We start from the raw sequence: 22,033 nt of genomic DNA on the forward strand, positions 1-22,033 counted from the left end.
ACAATAATCGGTCACCTGTGACCTAATTTGGAGTATGAAAGGTCATTCAAAGGTAGACAATGCTTCGCTAGCGCCACCGGGAGAAGCCGGGGCGAGCACACCGGAGCCGCGCTTCGCCCAGCTGAGGGTGCTCTGGTCCTTCGTCCGCCCGCACCGGCGCAAACTCCTGCTGGGCCTGGTCCTGGCCCTGTTCGGCTCCGCCCTCGAACTGGCCAACCCGATGGTGGTCAAGCTCGTACTGGACACCGTCTCCGAGGCGGGCAGCCTCGCCATGCCGATCACGATCCTGCTCTGTCTCTTCGGCGTGGGCATGGTGACCGGCCTGTGGCACTGGATCGTGCTCGGCGCCGTCGCGGAGAGGGTCGTCCTGGACGCGCGCACCTCCCTCGTGCGCCGCTACTTCCGGGCAGCCCTGATCCCGCTCTCCCAACGACCCTCCGGGGAACTCGTCACCAGGGCCACCTCCGACACCGTGCTGCTGCGCGAGGCGGCTTCCAGCAGCGTCATCAGCCTGGTCAACGGCGGTGTCCTCCTGGTCGGAACGCTGGTCATGATGGGCGTCCTGGACCTGGTCCTGCTGGGCGTGACCGCCAGTGCGGTGATCGTCGTCACGGTCCTGTTCCTCACCCTGATGCCCGCCATCGCCAGGGCCCAGGAAAAGGCGCAGAACTCCCTCGGGCTCATGGGCGGGGTGCTCGACGGCTCCCTGCGCGCGATCCGCACGGTCAAGGTCAGCCGGGCCGAGGAGCGCCTGGGTTCGCAGATCCTCACACACGCGCAGGAGTCGGCCCGGCACGGCATCCGCTCGGTGCGCCGAGAGGCCGTGGCCTGGACGATCGCCTTCGGCGGCATCCAGCTGGCGATCATCGCCATCCTCGGCGTGGGAGCGGTCCGGGTCTCCTCAGGTGAGATCGCGGTCTCCACCCTGGTGGCGTTCCTGCTGTACGCGTTCACCCTGATGACCCCGGTCATGGAGCTCTCCCAGAGTGTGACCACCCTCCAGTCGGGCATCGCCGCCGCCAGGCGCATCCGCGAGGTGGAGGCGATTCCGCTCGAACCCACGGCCCAGACCCCGGAGAGCGCTCCGGAGACCACTGGCGCTTCCGCCGACGGAGATGGCGCCGGAGAGGGGAGCCCGCTGCTGGAGCTGCGCGGGGTCACCGCCCGGTACGCGCCGGGCGCCGCCACGGCCCTGGACAACGTGGACCTGGTCGTTCCCAGACGCGGTCACACCGCGATCGTGGGCCCCTCCGGCGCGGGCAAGACCACCGTGTTCTCCCTGCTCCTGCGTTTCCTGGAACCCGAGCACGGCCGGATCACCCTCGACGGGACGCCCTACCGGGAGCTGTCCCCGCAGCAGGTGCGGTCGCACTTCTGCTACGTCGAGCAGGACACCCCGGTGGTGCCCGGGACCATCCGCGAGAACCTGCTGTTCACCAGGCCCGGGGCCGGGGAGGAGGAGGTCCGGCGGGTGCTGGAGGAGGTACTCCTGGCCGAGAAGGTCGACTCGTTGGCGGAGGGGCTGGACACACCCCTGGACGCCACCTCGTTCTCCGGCGGCCAGCGGCAGCGCATCGCCCTGGCACGCGCCCTGCTCGGCTCCCCGGACGTACTGCTGCTCGACGAGGCCACCTCACAGGTGGACGCGATCACCGAGGCCGCCGTCACCCGGAGCGTGCGCCGACAGGCCGAGCGGGCCGCCGTGGTGACCATCGCGCACCGCCTGTCCACGGTCATCCACGCGGACCGCATCCTGCTGATGGAGGACGGCGGGATCCGCGCCCAGGGCACCCACGAGGAGCTCCTGGAGCAGGACACCCTGTACCGGAACCTCGTGACGGCGCTGCACATCTGCGAGACCGGGAGCCGGGGCGAGGGGGTGCCCGCCGGAGCCTGACCGCACCAGGCGGGCTCCCCAACTCAGCGAGGCCACGGGGCCGGGCTCCCGGGACGGTGCCGCCCCTCGCCCCCGTGGCGGGGCCCTTGTGGCCGACGCCGAAGCGAACGGGCTCCCACCCGGTGACAGTAGGGCCTGGCCGCGTGTCCGGGGCCCTCGCCCGTCTGCCCCGGCCTTCTCTCCTACCCTCGCCGTTCCTGCTGTTTCGAGGACACCGAGGCCACGTCGAAGACCTCGTCACAGGCGTCTCGGACCACGTCGTTGTGCGTGGCGATCACGACCGCGCACCCTTCCCCGGCCATCTCCGTCAGCGTGTTGACGACCATCCTGCCGTTGCCACCGTCCAAAGCACCGGTGGGTTCGTCGGCCAGGACCAACGAGGGCTTCTTGACCATCAGACGGGCCAAGGCCACCCGCTGCTGTTCACCCCCGGACAGGTGGTGCACCCTCTCCCGCCCCCACCCGGCCAAGCCGACCCTTTCCAACGCCTCCGCCTGGCGAACGCGGTCCTTGGAGACCACGTCGAGGTTCTGGCGCACGGTGGCGTTCTCGATGAGCGCGTAGTTCTGGAACAGATAGCCCAGGTGGTCGCGACGGAACCGGCGGCGCCCGCCTGCTCCGAAGGCGGTGACCTTGCGGCCGTCGAACACGATCTCGCCACTGCTGGGCTCCTCCAGCAAACCCAGACAGTTGAGGAGGGTGGTCTTGCCGCTACCGGAGGGCCCGACCAGGGCCAGGGTCGACCCCGGGCGCAGGTCCAGGCCGACCCCTTGCCACAGGACGCGCTGCCCGAAGGACTTGCTGAGGTCGTGTGCACTGATCACGGTGGTCTCCTTGGGGGTCACGCCTGGGACGCCCCCTCACGGACGATACGGCGGTGAAAGCAACCGAGAACGGCGAGGACGAGAAGTAGTCCGGTCACGGCGATGGCCAGGGCCAGGAACGGTTGGAGGACGGCCACAGCCGCGGTGGGCTGCCCCGTCACCGGCAGCTCGGGATCGGCGAACCGGTCCAGGGCTACGACGGTGCGCCAACAGGCCCAACTGACGAACCCGACGGCTAGCGCCCCCTCCACCAGCAGCAGGCGCCGGTGCGTGGCGGAAAAGGTCCACCCGCTCAGGTGCCGGGCGAAGATCGTCTGCGCCTGGGTACGAACGTGGATGACGCAGGCGGCGACCGCGGTCATCAGGAGCACCGCGGTGGCCGCCGCAAGGTTGAAGCTCTGCAACCTCAGGTCGCGGACGAGTGAGGCGTGCTGGTCGGCGGCGCCGGTGGCCACCGCCTGCAGACCGTTGACATAGGTGGAGAACGGTGGCTCCGCGATGATCGCCTCGGCGACCCCGGGGTCGGGAAACACGATCGCCGACCGGGTGGCGAAGCTGAAGTAGACCAGGTCACCGAGACCGCCGTTGGGCACCACGAGGACCACCGGGTCCTCCAGGTGCGGCCGGCTGTAGAACTCCCCCGGTTTCTCCGAGCCGTAGGTGAAGATCCGCTGCCCGTCGGCGCTGGTCAGCACTTCCAGGTCCTGGTCGAGCGATTCCGCGCCGGAGTAGTGGAGCCATTCGGCCGTACCCAGGGCGAGTGCCTCCTCCTGAGCCGCCAAGGACTCGGGAACGAGGAGGCGGGCCCCTTCGGCCGGCCCGAAGCGCTGCCCGTCAGGGGCGTGGATCCTCTCGTGCTCCAGGTAGGTGTCGTTGACGATGAGTACGTCGAACACGGGGCGCGGCGCCCCGGCCGGCAGAAGGGTCTCACCGCGTTCCTGCGCGCTGAGAACGATCTGCCCTTCGGTGTCAGCGTCGCGCAACCACTCGGCGATGAGGTCATCCATCCGGTCGTCTCCCTGTCCGCTCATGTCCACGCTGCCGGTAAGAGCGATGCGGGAGGCGTCGCCGGCCTGTTCGAAGCTGGCGGAACCCTCCGCCTGGGTACGCACGTTCTGAGCCGAGACCGCGACCGCTCCGAGCGCTCCGAGCACCAACACCAGGGCGGGGACACGGACGACGTAGGCGCTCGCTCCGGCCAACCGGGTCGGCATCCGGCCCTTGAGCGCCCCGGGGATGTCGGTGGCGTGCAGCAGGCCCAGGGCGAAGGCGTGCGCACACAGCCCGGCCACCAGGAACAGCAGTAGGAGCCAGCCGGCGACAGCGGCGAAAAGAACGAACTGGTCCAGTCCGTTGTAGAGGTACAGGGCGAGCACGACGGCTGCCGCGGTCACGGTTCCCGCGGACAGATGGAAACGGCCGAGCTGGGCCAGATCGCGGCCGAGGATACGACCGTAGGAGTGGCCCTGCAGACGCAGGACCCCGTAGGAGCGAGCGTTGAGCAGGACCCCGGAGGCACTCACAGTGGCGGAGAGCAGCACCATGATGAACAACGCGACGCTGAGGTCGCCGCCGGGCTGGAACAGGTGGAACCAGCGCAGCTCTTGGGCGCCCGACCCGAAGGTGTCGTGCAGACCGACCCCGGCGAGGGCGGCTTCGAATGCCGCCGTGTCCTCTTCGGAGCCGAAGACCAGGTAGAAGCCGCGCGGGTCGGGTTGGCGCAGTTCCGAGAAGGGGTGGACTTCGGTGTGCACGGTGTGCCCGAAGGAAGGGTAACCGTTCTCCACCCAGTCAGCGGCGGTCGTGCCCGGGGCTCCGGCCGCGAGGTACAGGTGACGGATGCTCCCGGGGTCGTGCAGATCAGGGGTCTGGAGTGCCACGGTAACCCCGGTCCGGGTGGCGAACCCCTCGACCGTCTCGATGATCTGTGGCAGTTCTGCGTCCCCGGCACTGCTGTTGACCCAGACCGTCCCCGAGGGAACCGTTACGGCCATCTCCTCGTAAGAACGTACCGCCAGAAAGGAGAGGAAGGCCGCGACGAGAAGAATCCCCACGTGGGAAAGGGCAATACTGCGGTGGAGCACGTGATCTCCGAATTGTCACTGCGGGCGCCGACGGAACCGTGTCGGCGCCCTTGGCCGGTAGACCTACGCGGTGGGCCGACAACCGGTCACATTGTTGTTCCAGTAGGTCTGGTTATTGCTGTTGGCCCGGGGGGCGTTGGCGTACGACCAGGAACCCGGGTTGCCCAGGCCATGGCTTTTGTAGGTGCCGTAGGCGGCGGAGCTGTGGCACTTGGAGTGGAGGTAGTTGGAGTAGACACGATCGGAGGTCAGTCCCGAGTCCCAGGTGCCTCCGCCCGGGTAGGAGATGACAGCGGCAGCGGGAACGATCGCCCCCAGAGTGAGGACCCCGGAGAGGAGCGCCGTGAGAGCGGCTCGTTTGGCGATTTTCACCGTGTACTTCCCTTCTCGTTTCACCCACGGCGGAGGGACCCACGGAATACGCGCACCTGGGTCTCCTGAAAACCGTGCGGCAGGGGTATGCGGATAGGGGAGGTCGAAGCGCACATCCAAACCAATAGGGAATATAACACATATACGCATAAAAAATAAAAAAATATTTGTATTTGCAGGTCAATCCGGGAGCGCTCCCAAGCCAGGCTTCGGGCAGCTTCTCCCACGGGGATCAGTCCCGCACTGACCATGGTGGGGTGGCTGTTCAGCTCTGCCGAAAGAGTTGATCGTTCCCTCTGGGACGAGTACCTGACCTCCTCCGCCCAGCTCACGCCCTCCTGTGCGGAGTTCGCAGCGCTGGTCGTGCGGTCGCGTTCCGAACTGGTCCGAGCCCAGGAGCGGCTCGCCGAGTCGAAGCCCCGACTGGCTCAGGACTCGCGGAACTCCTCCCGGCCCCCTTCTGCTTCCGCCCAGCCGGCCAGGGCGGCGACGCACCTCCTGGCCTGGCCCCGGAGGACCCCGGCGAGTTCGGGCGGGCCGCTGACCAGGGTGAAGTCGACATTGACCGAGGTGATCATCCAGACCAGCTGGTCGGGGCTCTCCGCGCCCAGGTGGAACAGGCAGGAGCGCTCGTCCACGGCCTCCAGCACCCCCATGCCCGGCCACACGCGGTCGGCGACCGCGTCGACGGGTTCGTGCAGCCGGACGACGGCCCGGTGGGGCCAGACGCCCGAGGACAGTTGGTGGGAGACGTAGCGGGCCGCGTCGCCGTGCGGCGGGCGGCTCGGCTCGAACCGGGGCCCGGTGGGGGTACGCGGGACCAGCCGGTCCACGCGGAAGGTGCGCCAGTCCCGGCGGTCGGTGTCGAGGGCCACCAGATACCAGCGGCGGCCGAAGCTGACCAGGCTGTGCGGCTCGACGGTGCGGACCGACTCACCGCCGTGCGAGCTGGTGTAGTCGAAGCGCAGCCTCTCCCTGCGCCGACAGGCCTCGGCGACCGCCATCAGCGTTCCGTGGGACACCGTCGGCCCGGGTTCGGCGCCCGCCCGCACGGTGGCGCCGTGCAGGGTGCTCACCCGCTGTCGCAGCCGGGAGGGGAGCACCTGTTCGAGTTTGCCGAGCGCGCGCAGCGAGGCCTCCTCGATGCCGCTGACCGAACCGTCGGCGGCGGTGCGCAGGCCCACGACCACGGCCACGGCCTCCTCGTCGTCGAGCAGGAGGGGCGGCATGGCGGCACCCCTCCCCAGCCGGTAGCCGGCGGCCCCCCGGGCGGCGAGCACCGGGTAACCGAGTTCGCGCAGGCGGTCCACGTCCCGGCGTACGGTGCGGGTGGTGACGCCGAGGCGCCGGGCCAGGTCGGCCCCGGAGCGCTGCCCATGGGTCTGGAGCAGCGACAGCAGCGCGAGCAGTCGTGCGGAGGTCTCAGCCATGGATTCCATTCTGCCCGCCGGTTAGGAAGGAACCTGTCCCAACCGGCTCCTAGCGTGAGGCCATGACGAACACACAGCAGGAACCACAGGCCGTCCGCCCCTTCCGCATCGACGTCCCCGAGGAGCACCTGGCCGACCTATGGGCGCGGTTGGCCGGTACCCGGTGGCCGGACGAGCTGCCCGGTACGAGGTGGAGCCGGGGCGTCCCGGTGGACTATCTCCGCGGTCTCGCCGAGTACTGGCGCACCTCCTACGACTGGCGGTCCCACGAGGCGGAGCTCAACGCGTATCCGCAGTTCACCACCGAGATCGACGGACAGAACGTGCACTTCCTGCACGTGCGCTCACCGGAGCCGGACGCCACACCTCTGATCCTCCTGCACGGCTGGCCGGGGGCGGTCACGGACTTCCTGGACGTCATCGGTCCGCTCACCGACCCGCGTGCTCGCGGCGGCGACCCGGCGGACGCGTTCCACCTGGTCATCCCGTCCCTGCCGGGGTTCGGGTTCTCCACTCCCCTGGCCGGTCCGGGGATGGGGGCGTCCCGGATGGCCGGGGTGTTCGTGGAGCTGATGTCCCGGCTGGGCTACGGGCGCTACGGCGTCCAGGGCTACGACGTCGGTTCGTGGGTCGCCCCCGAGATGGCGGAACAGGTCCCGGACCGCGTGGTCGGGTTGCACCTCAACGCCATGCTTACCTTCCCCTGCAGCGACGAGGAGGAGAAGGCTCTTGAGGGCGCGGACCGCCGCCGCTGGGAGTCCGTGCAGGACTTCAACGACGGCTACCTCCGGTGCAACGGCAAACGCCCGCAGACCGTCGCCTACGGGCTGACCGACTCACCGGTGGGCCAGCTCGCCTGGATAGTGGAGAAGTTCAAGGAACTGTCCATGCCCGAGGAGGGGCTGCCCGAGGACGCCCTCGACCGTGACCGCATGCTCACGTGTGTGTCGCTGTACTGGCTGACCGGGACGGCGGGTTCGGCCGCACAGGTCTACTACGAGGAGATCTCGGCGAGCGGCTGGAGCGGCGCGGGCGAGGGGGGCGGGGGTCCGGACGGCGCCGATGCGGTCTGGGGCGAGAACTCGGATTCCCGGTCCCCGGGTCGCGGGACGGTGCCGACGGGTGTGCTGCTGTCCGCGCACGACGTGACCGTCCGCGCCTGGGCCGAACGGGACCACGACGTGGTGCGGTGGACCGAGCTCGGCGAGGGCGGCCACTTCCTGGCCATGGAGAGGCCAGCCCTGCTGATCGACGACGTGTGCGCGTTCTTCCGCGCCCTCCGGTAGGGCCGTCCCCCGGGAAACACGAAGGACGACCCGGCGAGCGCGGTGACGCGCGAGCAGGGTCGCCCTGAGTTTGTGGAGCTATGGGGATTCGAACCCCAGACCTCCTCCATGCCATGGAGGCGCGCTACCAACTGCGCCATAGCCCCTTGCGGGAGTCGGCCGGGCGCTTGCCCTTCCGACTCCCTGAACCTTAGCGGAAAGTTGGCGGTCCGTCGAAACGGATTCAGGCGTCGTCGCTGAGCACCACGGGCTCGGGGAGGCTGGCGGCGTTGTGTTCCATGAGCCGCCAGGCGTCCCCGCGGGCCTGGAGGACGGACCAGCAGCAGTTGCTGAGCGGCCCGAGCAGCTCACGGCGTTCGTCGGGGATACCGAGCATGCGGGAGATCCCCATCCTGAGGGCGGCTCCGTGGCTGACGATGACGAGGAGACCGCCGGGCGGGGTCCTGGCCAGGCCCCGGTCGACGGCGGCGCGCATCCGGTCCCCGACCTCGGCGACGTCCTCCCCGTCGGGGATGCTCATGGTGGGGTGTTCGGCGGGCCAGCGTTCGGCGAGCTGGGCCGCGGTGAAGCCCTCCCAGGAGCCGCCGAAGCGTTCGCGAAGCGCCTTGTCGTACTCCACCGGGACCCCGCAGGCGCGACTGAGGTACCCGGCGGTGTCGGCCGCGCGTTTGAGGTCGGACGCGACGATGACGTCGGGATTCAGGGTGGCGAGGAGCCGACCGGCCCGTTCGGCCTGGGCGTGGCCGACCGGGTCGAGGTCGATGTCGGTCTGCCCCTGGAAGCGTTTCTCGACGTTCCAGGCGGTGCGTCCGTGCCGCCAGAACAGCACACGAGGGGTCTCACTCACGCGGTGTGTCTCTCTTGTTCTGCGACCTGGACGGCCGCGCGGAGGTTACTGCTCGTCCAGCGGGGTGCGTTCGGCACCGCGGGCGCCTTCGGGGAGCTCGATCTCCGGGCAGTCCTTCCAGAGGCGTTCGAGGCCGTAGTAGCCCCGCTCCTCCTCGTGCTGGATGTGGACGACGATGTCGGCGTAGTCCAGGAGGACCCAGCGGCCGTCGCGTTCGCCCTCACGGCGGACGGGCTTGGCACCGGACTTGATGCGCAGCTGGTCCTCGACCTCGTCGACGATGGCGCGGACCTGGCGGTCGTTGGGCGCCGAGCACAGCACGAAGGCCTCGGTGATGACGAGCTGGTCGCTGACGTCGTAGGCGATGATCTCCTGGGCGAGCTTGTCGGAGGCGGCCTCTGCGGCGACCTTGACGAGTTCCACGGCCCTGTCGGTGGCTGTCACGTTGTGCTTGCTGCCTTACTTGTTCGGTGTTCGGCTGGTGCCGCGCGGACCGGGTGGTGCGCGGCGCGGTTCAGGACTCCAGGTAGAGCCCGGTCTTGTTGATGTAGCGGACGATGCCGTCGGGCACGAGGTACCAGATGGGTTCGCCCTTGCGGACGCGTTCGCGGCACTCGGATGAGGAGATGGCGAGCGCGGGGACCTCCACCAGGGAGACCTTGCCTTCGGGCAGGCCGGTGTCACTGAGGTGGTGGCCGGGCCGGTTACAGCCTACGAAATGTGCGAGGTCGAAGAGTTCGTCAACGTTGTGCCAGCTCAAAATGGCGCCGAGGGCATCGGCTCCGGTGATGAAGTACAGGTCCACCTCGGGGCCGTAGGTGGCGCGCATCTGACGGAGGGTGTCGAGGGTGTAGGTGGGCCCGGAGCGGTCGATCTCGATGCGGTCGACCCTGAACTGGGGGTTCTCGGCGGTGGCGATGACCGTCATGAGGTAGCGGTCCTCGGAGGGGGTGACCTTGTCGAGATCCTTCTGCCAGGGCTGGCCGGTGGGGACGAAGACGACCTCGTCGAGACCGAAGAGGTGTGCGACCTCACTGGCGGCGACGAGGTGTCCGTGGTGGACGGGGTCGAAGGTGCCGCCCATGATGCCGACCTTGGTCGGCGCGGAACCGTCTCGTCGCGCGGGGGAACTCCCCCCGTGGGAGACGCCGGTGGCCTGCTGTGTCACTGTGCGCTCCGTTTCGCAGTGGCGCTGCCGTGTTGCCGGTTTCGGCCAACCGAGGGTAGCCGACCCCGGACACCGTTGGCGGTGCCCGGGTCCGCCCGCCGTGGGACCGCGGGCGTGTTATTCCCTGGAACTGGTCAAACAAGGACCGTGTCGCGTTGCTTCCCCAGAGGCTTCGTGAAACACCGGCGAATCACGTCATATCTCGTTCGCCGTAAACCGTGGCCAAGCGGCAACGCGGCGCATAGCATGCCGATATGGCCAACTCACCAGACCGCGTACGTGTCCGGCTCACAGACATCTCCCCTCGTGCCTACGAGCACCCCGCGGACCGTGGCGCCCTGGTCGCGCTGCGTTCGCTGACAGGGTTCGACACCCTCGTCAAGTCCCTCTTCGGGCGGATCAACGAGCGCTCGCTGCGCCTGATGTTCCTCTCCAGCGCCGTGCGGGTGAGCCCCACGCAGTTCCCGGAGCTGCACGACTACCTCCGCGACGCCGCCTACGTCCTGGACCTGGACGAGGTGCCCGAGCTCTACGTCAAGATGGACCCCCAGCCCAACGCCATGGCGATCGGCCGCAAGAAGCCGTTCATCGTCATGACGACCGGCCTGTTCGACCTGTTCAACGCCGAGGAGAAGCGTTTCGTCATCGGCCACGAGGTCGGTCACGTGTTGAGCGGCCACGCCGTGTACCGCACCATTCTCCTCCTGCTGGTGTGGCTGTCCACCAAGATCATGTGGATCCCGCTCGGGGCCATCGCCATCCAGGCGATCCTCGCGGGGCTGCGCGAGTGGCAGCGCAAGTCGGAGCTCTCCAGCGACCGTGCCGGTCTGCTGACCTGCCAGAACCCCGAGGCCGCCAAGCGCGCCCTGATGAAGCTGGCCGGTGGCTCGAACCTGTCCCAGATGAATCCCGACGCGTTCATGGAACAGGCCCGCGAGTACGAGAGCGGCGGTGACGCCGTGGACAGCGTCCTCAAGCTGATGACCACCGTCCCGCAGAGCCACCCGTTCGCGGTGGTCCGGGTGGCCGAGCTGCACCGGTGGGTCGAGAGCGGCGACTACCAGCGGATCGTCGACGGCGAGTACCCGCGCCGTGCCACGGACCGGGACGCCAGTGTCTCCGAGGAGACCGCCAACGCGGCCAGGTCCTACCGGGAGGGGTGGAACCGCAGCTCGGATCCGCTGGTCAAGACCATCCGGGACGTGGCGGGCGGCGCCGGGCGCGCCGGGGGCCAGTTCTTCGACACGGTGGCCGACCGTTGGCGGGGAGGCCAGGGCGGCGGCACCGCAAGCGGCCGGAACGGCGGCGACGACAGCAGCGGTGGCGGCAACAGCAACTGACCTGCCCCGGCCCGGTACGGGAGCGGAACCGGGGCTGAGGGAAACGAGGAGTTGCCACAGGCACGGGGCGGCCACAGCCGAGACGGCGACCGCCCCGTGATGCGTCCGGGATACCGGGCGGGTCTCCGAGGGCGGTGCACGGACGACCGGTCCGTCCCCGGTTCCGCCGGGTCAGCCCCAGCCGGTCGCGAGTGTCTCGCGCACCGCGCGCCAGGCGGTGCCTGCGGGGTCGATGACGGCGAAGTGGTCGGCCCCGGGGACCTCCCGGTACTGGACGGGGTCGCCCGCGGCCCGGGCGGCGGCCGTGTAGTCGCGGCTGTGCGCGACCGGGACGCGCTGGTCGTCGGCGCCGTGCACCAGCAGTTGGGGCAGACCGAACGGCAGCCGGTGCAGCGGAGAGGACTCGGCGTACAGCTCCGGTGAGGGCTCGGGGCCCAGGAAGGGGCCGACCGCCCCCTCCCCCAACCCGGTCTCGGCGCAGCGGCGCAGGTCGGTGATGGGGGCGAGCGGGACCACGGAGGTGACCGGAGAATGCGCGGCGGTCAGCAGGGCGAGGTGGCCTCCGGCGGAATGGCCGACCGAGACCACACGCGAGGTGTCGAGGCGTTCGTCCCGGGCCGCGGTGGCGGCGAGCAGGTCCAGGGCGCGGGCGACGTCGTCGCGGGTCTGCGGCCAACCCCCGCCGTCCGCCCCGGTCCGCCGGTACTCGACGTTCCACACCGCCCAGCCGGCGGCGGACAGGTCACGGGCGAGCGGGTCCATCAGGCGGGCGTCGTGCAGGTCCCGCCACCAGCCGCCGTGCAGGAGGACGGCGACGGGGGCGGGGGCGTCGGTCCCCTGCGGCGCCCAGCGGTGGACGATCTGGCTGGGGTGCTCACCATAGGCGGTTACCACCGTGCTCTCCCTGGGTCGGGGTGGGTCGGGGCGCCGCCGGTGCCGGGCGGCGTCTGTCTCGCTGGAGGAACCCAGCAGCCCCGGAGGTCAGGGCGTTGAGCCGGCCGGTCCAGGGGCACGGCGGCCACACCGACCTCCCGGTACAGGGCGAAACGGCGCCGCTGTCCGGTCGGGGCGCACACCCGGGACGGGCTCACCGCTGGATGCCGCCTCCGTCGATGGTCAGGGACTGTCCGTTGACCGCTCGGGCCAGGGGGCTGGCCAGGTAGGAGATCGCGGCGGCCACCTCCTCGGGCTCGATGAGGCGGCCCAGCGGGCTGGTCCTGGCCAGGGCGGCCTCGGCTTGTTCGGGCTCGCGACCGGTGCGTTGGGCGATGCGCGAGACCGACCGCTCCGTCAGTGGGGTACGGACGAACGCGGGGCACACGGTGTTGCTGGTGACGCCGGTACCCACGACCTCGGCGGCCACGGAGCGGGCCAGGCCGAGCATCGCGTGTTTGGAAGCGGTGTAGGCGGCGGTGTAACGGGAGCCGGTGTGCGCGGCGGTGGAGGCGACGAAGACCACGCGCCCCTCGTCGCGTTCGAGCATGCCCGGCAGGAGGGCCCTGGTCAGCAGGAACGCGGATGTGGTGTTGGTGCTCAGGTGGCGTTCCCACAGTTCGAGGCTGGTGCCGGGCAGGGGGGCGCTCTGCGCCGTCCCCGCGTTGTTGACCAGTACCGAGATCTCGCCCAACTCGTCCGCCAGCGTCCGGACCGCGCTCTCGTCGGTGAGGTCGCAGACCCGGGAGGTGACGTTGAGCCCGTGGGCGCGGGCTCTGCGTTCCAGGGCGGCGAGCCGCCCGGAGTCCCTCCCGAGGGCGATCACCTCGTCCCCCTCCTTCGCCAAGGTGAACACGGTGGCCCTGCCGATACCGCTGGAACCACCGGAGACCACGACACGCCGTTCGGAGTCAGCCATGCCCGGAACGTATCACCGGTCCATGACCGTCGTCACCGCCACGACATACGTACGGGGCGACCGGGGTGAGTGGGGTTCACGTGGAGGTTCGGGATTTCCGCGGGTCTTCCGGGCGCCCACGCGCACAGCGCCGACGGCGCGGGGCCGTCGGCGCTGTGTGGTGCCGGGAGGGCGGCCGTCCCCTGCCGGGTCGTACCGCTCGACCGGAAGGGACCCTAGAAGGCGGGGCCGGCCTCCATGGCCTCCTCGACCGTCTCGGAGCGCATCTCCTCGACCGTCTCCTCCAGCTCGGCCTCGTGCTCCTCGAACTCGGCGGTCACCTCGGCGGCCATCGTACGCATGGCCACCTCCTCGGTGATGATGCCGCCGCGGACGCGGTTGTTGTCCCCGACCTGCGCGGTCGGACTGTTCTGGGCGGTGGTCAGGTCGCCGCCGACGATGTTGTTGTCGATGTAGACGCCGCCGGAGACACCGGTGACGGACAGGTCGCCGTCGACGTAGTTGACGGAGGAGCAGAAGCCGTCCTGCTCACCCGCGCCGACCGCGACCGGGCCGCTGCTGTCGGCGTAGGTCGCGTTGCCCAGGACCTCGCTGTCGCACAGGATGGCGCCGGAGGAGGTACCGGAGACCGACAGGTCGCCGCGGACCACGCTGTCGAAGACGTCGGCGTACTCCGTGCCGTCGGCGGACACACCGCCGAGGCGGGCGCCGGAGACGTAGAGTTCGCCCACCTGGGCGTCGATGGAGGAGGCGGAGGCGTCGACCACGAAGACGAAGCCGTCGTTGGCGGCGCCCTCGGCAGCCGTGGCGCTCAGACCGGCGACCGAGGTGCCCTCCTCCAGGTAGGTCCCGTAGGAGCCGGAGTTGACCACATCGCCCTCGACGGAGGTGTCGGAGGCGTCGAAGTAACCGTTGCTGGAGACGGTGACCTCTCCGTCGATCTGGCCACCGAGAACGTGCAGGTTGGCGTCGCCCTCGACGGTGACGTCGCCCTGGATGACGGTGCCGTCCAGGAAACAGCTCGCGCCGGCCGGGACCTTCAGGTCCGTGGGCAGTGTGACCGCGCCGCCGTGTCCGGAGCACACGGTCACCAGGTCTGCCTGGGCGGGTGCGGCCATGAGGGTGACGCCGCCGATGGCCAGGGCAGCTGTGGCGGTGGACGCCGCGATCTTACTCCCGAGCTTCATGCGGGGGATTTCCTTTCGTCGTGACCGGTGGGGGCCGACGCTCTGGTGGGGGTGCGGTGAGAGCGCCGTGTGACACCACAGTGAAAGTACCGAGAGGCGAGCGCTTTGGGAATACTTGTCCGGAGAAGATTCGCTTCTGTCCAGGTTTCCAGAAGGAAAACGGTCGTTGTGGCACAAGCTACCCCTGGGGCACGGGAACGCCTCCGGGGTGGGCGGAAACGACAACGGCCGCCCGGTTCTCCGGGCGGCCGTTCAAGGCCGAAGCAACGGCGGGTGATTACCTCAGGTGACCGTCTCCGGTGACCACGTACTTGGTGGACGTCATTTCAGGGAGCCCCATCGGCCCTCTGGCGTGCAGCTTCTGGGTGGAAATACCGATTTCCGCACCGAAACCGAACTCACCGCCATCGGTGAAACGCGTGGAGGCGTTCACCATCACCGCCGCCGAGTCCACCCGGGAGACGAAGTACCGGGAGGTGCTGAGCGAGTCGGTGATGATCGCCTCGGTGTGCTGGGTGGAGTACTTCCTGATGTGCGCGAGCGCGGCGTCCACGTCCGGCACCACCCGCACGGCCAGGTCCATGGACAGGTACTCGGCCGCCCAGTCCTCCTCGGTGGCCTCGACCACGGTGGCACCGGTCGGGTGCGCGGCTGCGGTCTCCAGGACGCGGGGGTCACCGTGCACGGTCACCCCGGCATCGGCGAGGGAGGCCAGCACCCGGGGCAGGAAGGCCTCGGCCACGGCCTCGTGCACCAGGAGGGTCTCGGCGGAGTTGCACACCGAGCAGCGCTGGGCCTTGGCGTTGGTCGCGATGGCCACGGCCTTGTCCAGGTCGGCGTCGGCGTCCACGTACACGTGGCACAGGCCCTCACCGGTCTCGATGACCGGGACGGTGGAGTCGCGGACCACGGCCTGGATGAGCGAGCCGCCGCCGCGCGGGATGAGCACGTCCACGAGTCCGCGGGCCCGCATCAGCGCGTTGGAGGACTCACGGGTGCGCCCCGGGACCATCTGGACGGCGTCGACCGGAACCCCGGTCCCGGCCAGGGCGTCGCGGAGCACCCCGATGATGGCGGTGTTGGAGCTGTAGGCCGATGAGGAGCCACGCAGCAGGGCGGCGTTGCCGCTCTTGAGGCACAGGGCCGCGGCGTCCGCGGTGACATTGGGGCGGCCCTCGTAGATGATGCCGACGACCCCGAGCGGGACCCGGATCTGGCGCAGGTCGAGGCCGTTGGGCAGGATCCCGCCGCGCACGGACTCACCGACCGGGTCCGGAAGCTCGACGATCTCGCGCACGGCGTCGGCGATGGCCTCGATCCGCTGCGGGTCGAGGGTGAGCCGGTCGACCATGGCCGGGCCGGTACCGGCCTCTCGGGCCCGCCGCACGTCCTCGGCGTTGGCGGCGGTGATCTCGTCCGCCCGCTTGACCAGGGCGTCCGCCATGGCCAGCAGGGCCTCGTCCTTCACCGCACGGCTGAGCGGGGCGAGGTCGGCCGCCGCGTCCCTGGCACGTTCGGCTACCGCGTGGACCTCGCGCTCGATGTCACTCATGAGGTTCTTTCTTGGTCGGAGGCCGCCCGGCCCGGTGGGCCCTGCCGCGTCGAAGGGCACCGGGTCAGGGGGGTCACCCCCAGGGTATAGCGCGCCGTCGCCGGGCACACGGAGTTATCCACAGGGTGAGACGGCGGCACGTCGGCGGGGTCAGCGCCAGCCGTAGCGTTCGCGCAGGACCGCTGCGATCCTCCAGAACAGTTCCTCGTCCATGACGGCGGCCTCGCGACGGACCGCCGACTCGTCGAGCTCGAAGAGCCGGTCCACCCGCACGTGGGAGTCGCGGCCCTCCCTGTCCCAGGCGCCCGCGCCGATCGGCAGCCAGTCCTGGTACTCGCGTTCGTCGGGGGTCCGCGAGGAGAGCATGAGGCCGTGCAGGCGGTCGCCCCTGCGGCCCACCACCAGCAGGGGGCGGTCCTTGCCCCGGGAGGCGTCCTCCTCGTAGGGCACCCAGGTCCACACGATCTCGCCCGCGTCGGCGAGCCCGTCCCGCTCCGGTGCGTACACGAGTTCCGTGGCGTTGCGCCCGGTGGGGACCTCGCGGACCGCGCCCTCGTGGGGGTGGTGCCGGCCGAGGTTGCTGTGCTGCGTCGTCTGTTGGCTCACGAGCGCATCCTAGAACGCCCGGTGTCCCCGCGGGGACGACTCCCCGACCGGCCCGGGATCAGCCGAGGTCGAGCAGCGCCCTCAGGGCGCGGACACAGTGGTCCGCCTCCGCTGCCAGGTCCGTGGCCCGCTCCGCGGCGGGGACGGCCGTCCACTGGAGGGCGCGCGCCTCCACGTAGGCGGTCCAGGCGCGGGCGACCGGGCCCGAGGACCCGGTGAGGCCGAGCAGGGCGCACACGCGGGTGCCCATGGAATCCCGCAGGTCCTCCACCAGCCCGCCGTCCAGGGTCACCGGCCCCCCGCCGAACACCAGGGCGAGGTAGGACTCCCGCCGCCGGTCCACCTGCTCGTGGTAGCGCTCGACGAACTGGGCGACCGCGTCCCAGCCGGTCAGCTCCTCGTCGGGGGCGGTGTTGCGCACCACCCGGCGCCCGGCGGCCGCCACGACCGCCTCGTGGAAGGCGGTCTTGTTCGGAAAGTAGTGGAACAGCAGCCCCCGGGAGATCCCGGCCTCCCGGGCGACCTCGTCGACCGCCACTTCCTGGATGGGCCGTTCCACCAGCATTCTCAGGCCGATCCCGACCAGTTGGCGCCTGCGTTCGTCCTGGGTCATCCGCGTTCGGCGCGGCGCTCCTTCGCTCACACTATTGAGCATTGCTCAATAAGGACGTAGTGTCAACGGCATGGACTTCGCACCCTCCCCCCGCGCCGCCGACCTCGTCGAGCGGGTCCGCGCCTTCATGGAGACCGAGATCGACCCCGTCGAGGAGGCCTACCACCGCGACCTGGCCGCCCTCAGGGCCGACGGCGACCCCTGGCAGCCCCTCCCCGTCATCGAGGAGCTCCGCACCAGGGCCCGCGCCCAGGGCCTGTGGAACCTCTTCCTGCCCGCCGGGCACGAGGGCCCCTACGCCGAACGCTTCGGCACCCTCGGCGGAGCCGGTCTCAGCAACACCGACTACGCCCCCGTCGCCGAGCTCACCGGCCGCTCACACCTGGCCCCGGCGGTGTTCAACTGCGACGCCCCCGACACCGGCAACATGGAGGTGCTCCTGCGGTACGGCTCCGAACAGCAGAAGGAGCAGTGGCTGGAGCCGCTCCTGGACGCGCGCATCCGCAGCGCGTTCTGCATGACCGAACCCGGCGTCGCCTCCTCCGACGCCACCAACATGGAGCTGCGCGCCGAGGTCGTGGGCGAGGAGGTCGTGGTCAACGGCCGCAAGTGGTGGGCCACCGGCATCGGCCACCCCGCCTGCGAGATGCTCATCGTCATGGGCCTCACCGACCCCGGGGCCGACCGCCACCACCGGCACACCATGGTCATCGTCCCCCGCAGCGCCCCCGGTGTGCGGGTCGAACGCCAACTGGACACCATGGGCTTCCAGGACGAGCCCGGCGGCCACGGCGAGGTCACCTTCACCGACGTCCGGGTGCCCCTGGCCAACGTCATCGCCGGCCCCGGCCGAGCCTTCGAGATCGCCCAGGGCCGTCTGGGCCCGGGCCGCGTCCACCACTGCATGCGCCTGATCGGCCTGGCCGAGAAGGCCCTCGAACTGGCCTGCCAACGCGGCCTGTCCCGGACCGCCTTCGGCAAGCCGATCGCCAACCTCGGCGGCAACCGCGAGCGGATCGCCGACGCCCGCATCGCCATCGACTCCACCCGCCTGCTGGTACTCAACGCGGCCTGGAAACTCGACCAGGGCGGCCCAGGAAACGCCCTCAGCGAGGTCAGCCAGATCAAGGTGGCCGTACCGAACATGGCCCAGCAGGTCATCGACTTCGCCATCCAGCTGCACGGCGGGGCGGGCATGTCCAACGACTTCCCGCTCGCCGGAGCCTGGACCAGCGCGCGGGCCCTGCGCCTGGCCGACGGGCCCGACGAGGTCCACCGCGGGGTCGTCGCCCGGCTCGAACTCATGAAGCACGGAGCCAGGAGATGACCCGCCCCGCCGGCACCGGCCGCCGCGTCCTGGTCACCGGCGGCGCCTCGGGCCTGGGCGCCGCCCTCGTCCGGGCCCTCGCCGCACGCGGCGACCGGGTGATCGCCACCGACCTCGCCGAACACGCCCCCGACACCCTCCCCGAGGGCGTCGGGTACCTGCGCCTGGACGTGACCCGCGACCAGGACTGGGCCACCGCCCTCGACCGCGTCGAACACACCTGGGGCGGCCTGGACGTCCTGGTCAACAACGCCGGGGTGGCGGCGGGCGGACGGATCGACGTCCTCACCGTCGAGGACTGGCGCTGGATCACCGAGATCAACCTGTTCGGCGTGGTCCGCGGCTGCCGCACCTTCACCCCGCTGTTCAAACGGCAGGGCTCGGGGCACATCGTCAACACGGCCTCGGCCGCCGGGCTCGTCCATCCGCCGGTGATGAGCTCCTACAACGCGGTCAAGGCCGCGGTGGTGGCGCTCAGCGAGACCCTCACCCACGAACTGGGCCCCTACGGCATCACCACCTCGGTGGTGTGCCCGACGTTCTTCCGCACCAACCTCGCCTCCTCCCTCAGCGGTCAGGACCCCGAGGTGGAGGCCTTCGCCGCACGGCTGATCAACAGGTCGAAGCTGACCGCGGACGACATCGCCGCCGAGGTGCTGAAGGGCGTCGACCGGGGCAGACCGGTCATCCTCACCGACCGGGCGGGACGCCTCGCGCTACGCACCAAGCGCCTGATGCGCCCCCTGTACGACCGCACGATGCGCCGGATGGCCGAAGGCGTCCGCCGCCGTGTCGAGCGGGACCAGAAGAACACCACGGAGAAGCAGTCATGAGCAAGGGAACGATCATCGTCACCGGGGCCTCCGCGGGCCTGGGGGCCGAGATGGCACGGCAGTTCGCCGCCCTCGGCTACGACCTGGGCCTGTGCGCCCGGCGCACGGAGAAGATGGCCGCGCTGAAGGACGAGATCAGTGCCGCCCACCCCGACCGCCGGGTGGTGCTCAGGGCCCTGGACGTCACCGACGACGAGGCCGTCTTCCGGGTCTTCGAGGAGCTCGCCGCCGAGTTCGGCACCGTGGACCGGGTCGTCGTCAACGCGGGGCTCGGCAAGGGCGCCGCACTCGGCAAGGGCCGTTTCGACGCCAACCGGCAGACCGCCATGACCAACTTCGTGGGCGCCCTCGCCCAGTCCGAGGCGGCCATGGAGATCTTCCGCGAGCAGGGCCGCGGCCACCTGGTGATGATCTCCTCGATGTCGGCCCTGCGCGGCATGCGCAAGGCCATGACCGTCTACGCCGCGACCAAGGCGGGGGTGGCCGCCATCGCCGAGGGGCTGCGCTCCGAACGCGTCCCCGGCCTGGACGTGTCCGTGATCTACCCGGGCTACATCCGCTCGGAGATGAACGAGCACGTCGCCCAGAAGACCCGGTTCATGGTGGACACCGAGACCGGCGTGCGCGCCATGGTCGCCGCCATCGAGAAGCGCCGGGTGAGGGCCTACGTCCCGGCCTGGCCCTGGGCGCCGATCGGCTTCCTGATGAAGCGCCTGCCGCTGTCCGTGGTCAGGAAGCTGGCATGAGCGGATCCCCCGGCACCGGTTCTCCCGACGGCCGTGTCGCGGGCGCGCGCGAGGTGCGTGCGGAGGACGCCTTCGACGCCGCCGCCGTGGCCGACTGGCTGCGCGAGCACGCCGAGGGCACCGCCGGCCTGGAGGGCGTCCCCGAGGTGCGCCAGTTCTCCGGCGGCGCCTCCAACCTCACCTACCTGCTGCGCTACCCGGAGCACGACCTCATCCTGCGCCGCCCGCCCGCCGGGAGGAAGGCCAGGAGCGCCCACGACATGGAGCGCGAGTACCGGGTCCAGTCCCGGCTGGCCCCGGTCTTCCCGTACGTCCCGGGGATGGTGGCGTTCTGCGGGGACGAGTCGGTGATCGGCTCGGAGTTCTACGTGATGGAGCGCCTCACCGGGCCGATCCCCCGCAAGGAGCTCCCCCGCGGGGTCGACCTGTCCCCCGCAGAGGTCCGGAAGCTGTGCGTGAACGTGCTGGACCTGCTCGTGGATCTGCACGCGGTGGACACCGGGGCCGCAGGACTGGACGGGTTCGGCCGCGGCGAGGGATACGTGGCACGCCAGGTGGCCGGATGGACCAGGCGCTACCGGGCCGCCAGGACCTGGAACGTGGGTTCGTTCGGAAGGGTGACGGACTGGCTGGACACCAACCAGCCCCCGGACCGCCGGACCTGCCTCATTCACAACGACTTCCGGTTCGACAACGTCGTCCTGGACGCCGGGGACCCCACCCGCCCGGTCGGTCTGCTGGACTGGGAGATGGCCACCCTGGGAGACCCGCTGATGGACCTGGGAGGGGCGTTGGCGTACTGGGTGGAGGCCGATGACGACCCGCTGTTCCGGCTGTTCCGCCGCCAGCCCACCCACCTGGACGGGATGCTGACCAGAGCCGAGGCCCTGGCGTACTACCTGAGGCGCTCGGGGATCTCGCTCACCGACCGCGAGTGGGCGTTCTACGAGGTGTTCGGGCTGTTCCGCCTCGCGGTGATCTGCCAGCAGATCTACTACCGGTACCACCACCGGCAGACCACCAACCCGGCCTTCCGGTTCTTCTGGCTGGCCTGCCGGCTGCTGGAACGGCGCTGCGGGAAGATCATCCGCGCCGTCGAACGCTGATTCCGCCTTCCCGGGTACGGCCCGGTGCCCGGGGAGGCTCACAGCTCCTGGACGGTCCGCAGGATCTCGGCGCGCGCCCGGCTGCCCTCGGGGACGGGGACCAGGGGGTAGACGTGGAAGGCGCCCTCCTCCTCGCTCAGGTTCACCGTGCCCCCGACCTCGGCCACCAGGTCCCGCAGGCGTCGGGTGTCGGGCAGGAAGACGTCGTGCGTGCCGATGTAGAGGTCCATCGGCGGCAGGCCCGCCAGCTCCCCGTTGACCGGGCTCAGCCTGGGCAGGGACAGGTCGTCGCCGCCCGCCCAGGAGCGCGCGGCCTCCAGCAGGCCCACCGGGCTCAGCCACGGGTCGACCGGGTCGACCCGTGAGATGTCCGGGTTGGACATGGTCAGGTCCACCCAGGGGGAGACCAGGACGAGCCGTGCGGGCCCGGGCAGGCCCGCCCCGGGCAGGGTCTGCGCCAGAGCGAGGGCGAGCCCGGCCCCGGCCGAGTCACCGGCGAACACGGTCCGGCCCGGGTCGACGCGCCCCAGCAGCTCCCGGTACACGGCCTGCAGGAAACCGAAGGCCTCCCGGTAGGTGTGCTCGGGCGCCAGCCCGTAGAGCGGCACCTCCACCCGGCACCCCGTGTCGGCCATCCGGGAGATCAACACCCAGTGCCAGGGCGAGATCTCACTGACGTAGGTCCCGCCGTGCACGTACAGCACGGCCCTGTCGCAGGCGCCGCCCCGGGGCTCGACCGTGTACACGCCGAACCCCCCGGTCCTGCGCTCGGTGACCTCGTGGCGCAGCGCCACCCACCTGGGCGGGGCCGGATCGTCCTTGGGTTCGTAGAGCCACTCCCGGGCGCCCTCCACGGACGCCATGGGACGTTTGCGCACCACCCGGAGGGCCAGGGAGAGCACGCGCGCCACCAGACTCGTCACACCATCGCCCCCTTGTCCGGAAGTCCTCCCACGGACCCTT

The 22,033-nt window shown here is 70.4% G+C and carries 21 protein-coding genes, 1 tRNA gene and 1 pseudogene; 8 read left to right on the plus strand and 15 right to left on the minus strand.

The features are described 5' to 3' along the window. Window positions 1-127: 127 nt before the first annotated feature. Window positions 128-1,897 carry an ABC transporter ATP-binding protein gene (locus ACUKCB_RS13880; RefSeq protein ID WP_473036024.1) on the plus strand — a complete coding sequence of 590 codons (1,770 nt, stop codon included), beginning with the start codon at window positions 128-130 and terminating at the stop codon, window positions 1,895-1,897. A gap of 182 nt (window positions 1,898-2,079) precedes the next feature. On the opposite strand, the gene ACUKCB_RS13885 is transcribed toward ACUKCB_RS13880, so the two are convergent. The 3 genes from ACUKCB_RS13885 to ACUKCB_RS13895 form a co-directional block, all read right to left on the minus strand. Beyond that, window positions 2,080-2,721, minus strand: a complete 642-nt coding sequence (locus tag ACUKCB_RS13885; protein WP_473036025.1) for an ABC transporter ATP-binding protein — start codon at window positions 2,719-2,721, stop codon at window positions 2,080-2,082. A 17-nt stretch (window positions 2,722-2,738) separates the two neighbouring features. Further along, window positions 2,739-4,775 carry a bacteriocin-associated integral membrane family protein gene (locus ACUKCB_RS13890; RefSeq protein WP_473036026.1) on the minus strand — a complete coding sequence of 679 codons (2,037 nt, stop codon included), beginning with the start codon at window positions 4,773-4,775 and terminating at the stop codon, window positions 2,739-2,741. Window positions 4,776-4,868: 93 nt separating this feature from the next. Continuing rightward, window positions 4,869-5,177, minus strand: coding sequence for a lactococcin 972 family bacteriocin (locus tag ACUKCB_RS13895; protein ID WP_473036027.1), 309 nt, complete (start codon window positions 5,175-5,177; stop codon window positions 4,869-4,871). 249 nt (window positions 5,178-5,426) lie between these two features. Between ACUKCB_RS13895 and ACUKCB_RS13900 the strand changes: the two are divergent. Next, window positions 5,427-5,603, plus strand: a pseudogene (locus ACUKCB_RS13900) (hypothetical protein); the annotation flags it as partial. Between the two features lie 2 nt (window positions 5,604-5,605). Here ACUKCB_RS13900 and ACUKCB_RS13905 read toward each other — a convergent pair. Further along, entirely contained in the window at window positions 5,606-6,607 is a 1,002-nt protein-coding gene (locus ACUKCB_RS13905; protein WP_473036028.1) for a helix-turn-helix transcriptional regulator, read from the minus strand. Window positions 6,608-6,669: 62 nt separating this feature from the next. Here ACUKCB_RS13905 and ACUKCB_RS13910 point away from each other — a divergent pair, with 62 nt between their 5' ends. Then, on the plus strand, window positions 6,670-7,893 hold the full coding sequence (locus ACUKCB_RS13910) for an epoxide hydrolase family protein (RefSeq protein WP_473036029.1): 1,224 nt from the start codon (window positions 6,670-6,672) through the stop codon (window positions 7,891-7,893). 73 nt (window positions 7,894-7,966) lie between these two features. Here the strand turns inward: ACUKCB_RS13910 and ACUKCB_RS13915 are convergent. The 4 genes from ACUKCB_RS13915 to nadD form a co-directional block, all read right to left on the minus strand. After that, window positions 7,967-8,039, minus strand: a tRNA-Ala gene (locus tag ACUKCB_RS13915). Window positions 8,040-8,116: 77 nt separating this feature from the next. After that, window positions 8,117-8,740, minus strand: a complete 624-nt coding sequence (locus ACUKCB_RS13920; RefSeq protein ID WP_473036030.1) for a histidine phosphatase family protein — start codon at window positions 8,738-8,740, stop codon at window positions 8,117-8,119. Window positions 8,741-8,785: 45 nt separating this feature from the next. Beyond that, a complete protein-coding gene (gene rsfS / locus ACUKCB_RS13925) occupies window positions 8,786-9,184 on the minus strand; it encodes a ribosome silencing factor (protein ID WP_191272958.1) in 399 nt (132 codons plus the stop codon). Window positions 9,185-9,254: 70 nt separating this feature from the next. Then, entirely contained in the window at window positions 9,255-9,908 is a 654-nt protein-coding gene (gene nadD, locus ACUKCB_RS13930) for a nicotinate-nucleotide adenylyltransferase (protein WP_473036031.1), read from the minus strand. 254 nt (window positions 9,909-10,162) lie between these two features. On the opposite strand from nadD, the gene ACUKCB_RS13935 reads away from it, so the two are divergent. Next, complete coding sequence (locus ACUKCB_RS13935; RefSeq protein ID WP_473036032.1) at window positions 10,163-11,248, plus strand: M48 family metallopeptidase; 1,086 nt, start codon at window positions 10,163-10,165, stop codon at window positions 11,246-11,248. A 171-nt stretch (window positions 11,249-11,419) separates the two neighbouring features. On the opposite strand, the gene ACUKCB_RS13940 is transcribed toward ACUKCB_RS13935, so the two are convergent. The 6 genes from ACUKCB_RS13940 to ACUKCB_RS13965 all read right to left on the minus strand — a co-directional run bounded on the left by ACUKCB_RS13940 (window position 11,420) and on the right by ACUKCB_RS13965 (window position 17,088). Beyond that, complete coding sequence (locus tag ACUKCB_RS13940) at window positions 11,420-12,142, minus strand: alpha/beta hydrolase family protein (protein ID WP_473036033.1); 723 nt, start codon at window positions 12,140-12,142, stop codon at window positions 11,420-11,422. 193 nt (window positions 12,143-12,335) lie between these two features. Next, window positions 12,336-13,100, minus strand: a complete 765-nt coding sequence (locus ACUKCB_RS13945) for an SDR family NAD(P)-dependent oxidoreductase (RefSeq protein ID WP_473036034.1) — start codon at window positions 13,098-13,100, stop codon at window positions 12,336-12,338. Between the two features lie 215 nt (window positions 13,101-13,315). Then, on the minus strand, window positions 13,316-14,287 hold the full coding sequence (locus ACUKCB_RS13950; protein ID WP_473036035.1) for a hypothetical protein: 972 nt from the start codon (window positions 14,285-14,287) through the stop codon (window positions 13,316-13,318). A 277-nt stretch (window positions 14,288-14,564) separates the two neighbouring features. Further along, a complete protein-coding gene (locus ACUKCB_RS13955) occupies window positions 14,565-15,839 on the minus strand; it encodes a glutamate-5-semialdehyde dehydrogenase (RefSeq protein ID WP_473036036.1) in 1,275 nt (424 codons plus the stop codon). A gap of 150 nt (window positions 15,840-15,989) precedes the next feature. Next, window positions 15,990-16,445: a type II toxin-antitoxin system PemK/MazF family toxin gene (locus ACUKCB_RS13960; protein ID WP_473036037.1), complete on the minus strand. Its 456-nt coding sequence runs from the start codon at window positions 16,443-16,445 to the stop codon at window positions 15,990-15,992. Between the two features lie 58 nt (window positions 16,446-16,503). After that, window positions 16,504-17,088 carry a TetR/AcrR family transcriptional regulator gene (locus ACUKCB_RS13965; RefSeq protein WP_473036038.1) on the minus strand — a complete coding sequence of 195 codons (585 nt, stop codon included), beginning with the start codon at window positions 17,086-17,088 and terminating at the stop codon, window positions 16,504-16,506. A 40-nt stretch (window positions 17,089-17,128) separates the two neighbouring features. On the opposite strand from ACUKCB_RS13965, the gene ACUKCB_RS13970 reads away from it, so the two are divergent. Genes ACUKCB_RS13970 through ACUKCB_RS13985 form a run of 4 tightly spaced genes read left to right on the plus strand, consistent with a single transcriptional unit; the run spans window position 17,129 to window position 21,070 of the window. Further along, on the plus strand, window positions 17,129-18,385 hold the full coding sequence (locus tag ACUKCB_RS13970) for an acyl-CoA dehydrogenase family protein (protein WP_473036039.1): 1,257 nt from the start codon (window positions 17,129-17,131) through the stop codon (window positions 18,383-18,385). Beyond that, window positions 18,382-19,218 (plus strand): SDR family NAD(P)-dependent oxidoreductase, encoded by an 837-nt coding sequence (locus tag ACUKCB_RS13975; protein WP_473036040.1) that lies wholly within the window; start codon window positions 18,382-18,384, stop codon window positions 19,216-19,218. Before ACUKCB_RS13970 ends, ACUKCB_RS13975 begins: the two co-directional genes overlap by 4 nt. After that, window positions 19,215-19,964, plus strand: a complete 750-nt coding sequence (locus ACUKCB_RS13980) for an SDR family oxidoreductase (protein ID WP_473036041.1) — start codon at window positions 19,215-19,217, stop codon at window positions 19,962-19,964. Before ACUKCB_RS13975 ends, ACUKCB_RS13980 begins: the two co-directional genes overlap by 4 nt. Continuing rightward, window positions 19,961-21,070, plus strand: a complete 1,110-nt coding sequence (locus ACUKCB_RS13985) for a phosphotransferase family protein (RefSeq protein WP_473036042.1) — start codon at window positions 19,961-19,963, stop codon at window positions 21,068-21,070. Before ACUKCB_RS13980 ends, ACUKCB_RS13985 begins: the two co-directional genes overlap by 4 nt. Before the next feature lie 38 nt (window positions 21,071-21,108). On the opposite strand, the gene ACUKCB_RS13990 is transcribed toward ACUKCB_RS13985, so the two are convergent. Then, on the minus strand, window positions 21,109-21,993 hold the full coding sequence (locus tag ACUKCB_RS13990; RefSeq protein ID WP_452546676.1) for an alpha/beta hydrolase fold domain-containing protein: 885 nt from the start codon (window positions 21,991-21,993) through the stop codon (window positions 21,109-21,111). Window positions 21,994-22,033: the final 40 nt, after the last annotated feature.

Source organism: Nocardiopsis moroccensis (genome assembly GCF_055763695.1).

Coding starts and splice junctions, on each gene's coding strand:
- ACUKCB_RS13975 (WP_473036040.1), top strand. CDS start 18,382: ATGACCCGCCCCGCCGGCACCGGCCGCCGCGTCCTGGTCACCGGCGGC.
- ACUKCB_RS13985 (WP_473036042.1), top strand. CDS start 19,961: ATGAGCGGATCCCCCGGCACCGGTTCTCCCGACGGCCGTGTCGCGGGC.
- ACUKCB_RS13970 (WP_473036039.1), top strand. CDS start 17,129: ATGGACTTCGCACCCTCCCCCCGCGCCGCCGACCTCGTCGAGCGGGTC.
- ACUKCB_RS13935 (WP_473036032.1), top strand. CDS start 10,163: ATGGCCAACTCACCAGACCGCGTACGTGTCCGGCTCACAGACATCTCC.
- ACUKCB_RS13980 (WP_473036041.1), top strand. CDS start 19,215: ATGAGCAAGGGAACGATCATCGTCACCGGGGCCTCCGCGGGCCTGGGG.
- ACUKCB_RS13955 (WP_473036036.1), bottom strand. CDS start 15,839: ATGAGTGACATCGAGCGCGAGGTCCACGCGGTAGCCGAACGTGCCAGG.
- ACUKCB_RS13905 (WP_473036028.1), bottom strand. CDS start 6,607: ATGGCTGAGACCTCCGCACGACTGCTCGCGCTGCTGTCGCTGCTCCAG.
- ACUKCB_RS13950 (WP_473036035.1), bottom strand. CDS start 14,287: ATGAAGCTCGGGAGTAAGATCGCGGCGTCCACCGCCACAGCTGCCCTG.
- ACUKCB_RS13910 (WP_473036029.1), top strand. CDS start 6,670: ATGACGAACACACAGCAGGAACCACAGGCCGTCCGCCCCTTCCGCATC.
- ACUKCB_RS13945 (WP_473036034.1), bottom strand. CDS start 13,100: ATGGCTGACTCCGAACGGCGTGTCGTGGTCTCCGGTGGTTCCAGCGGT.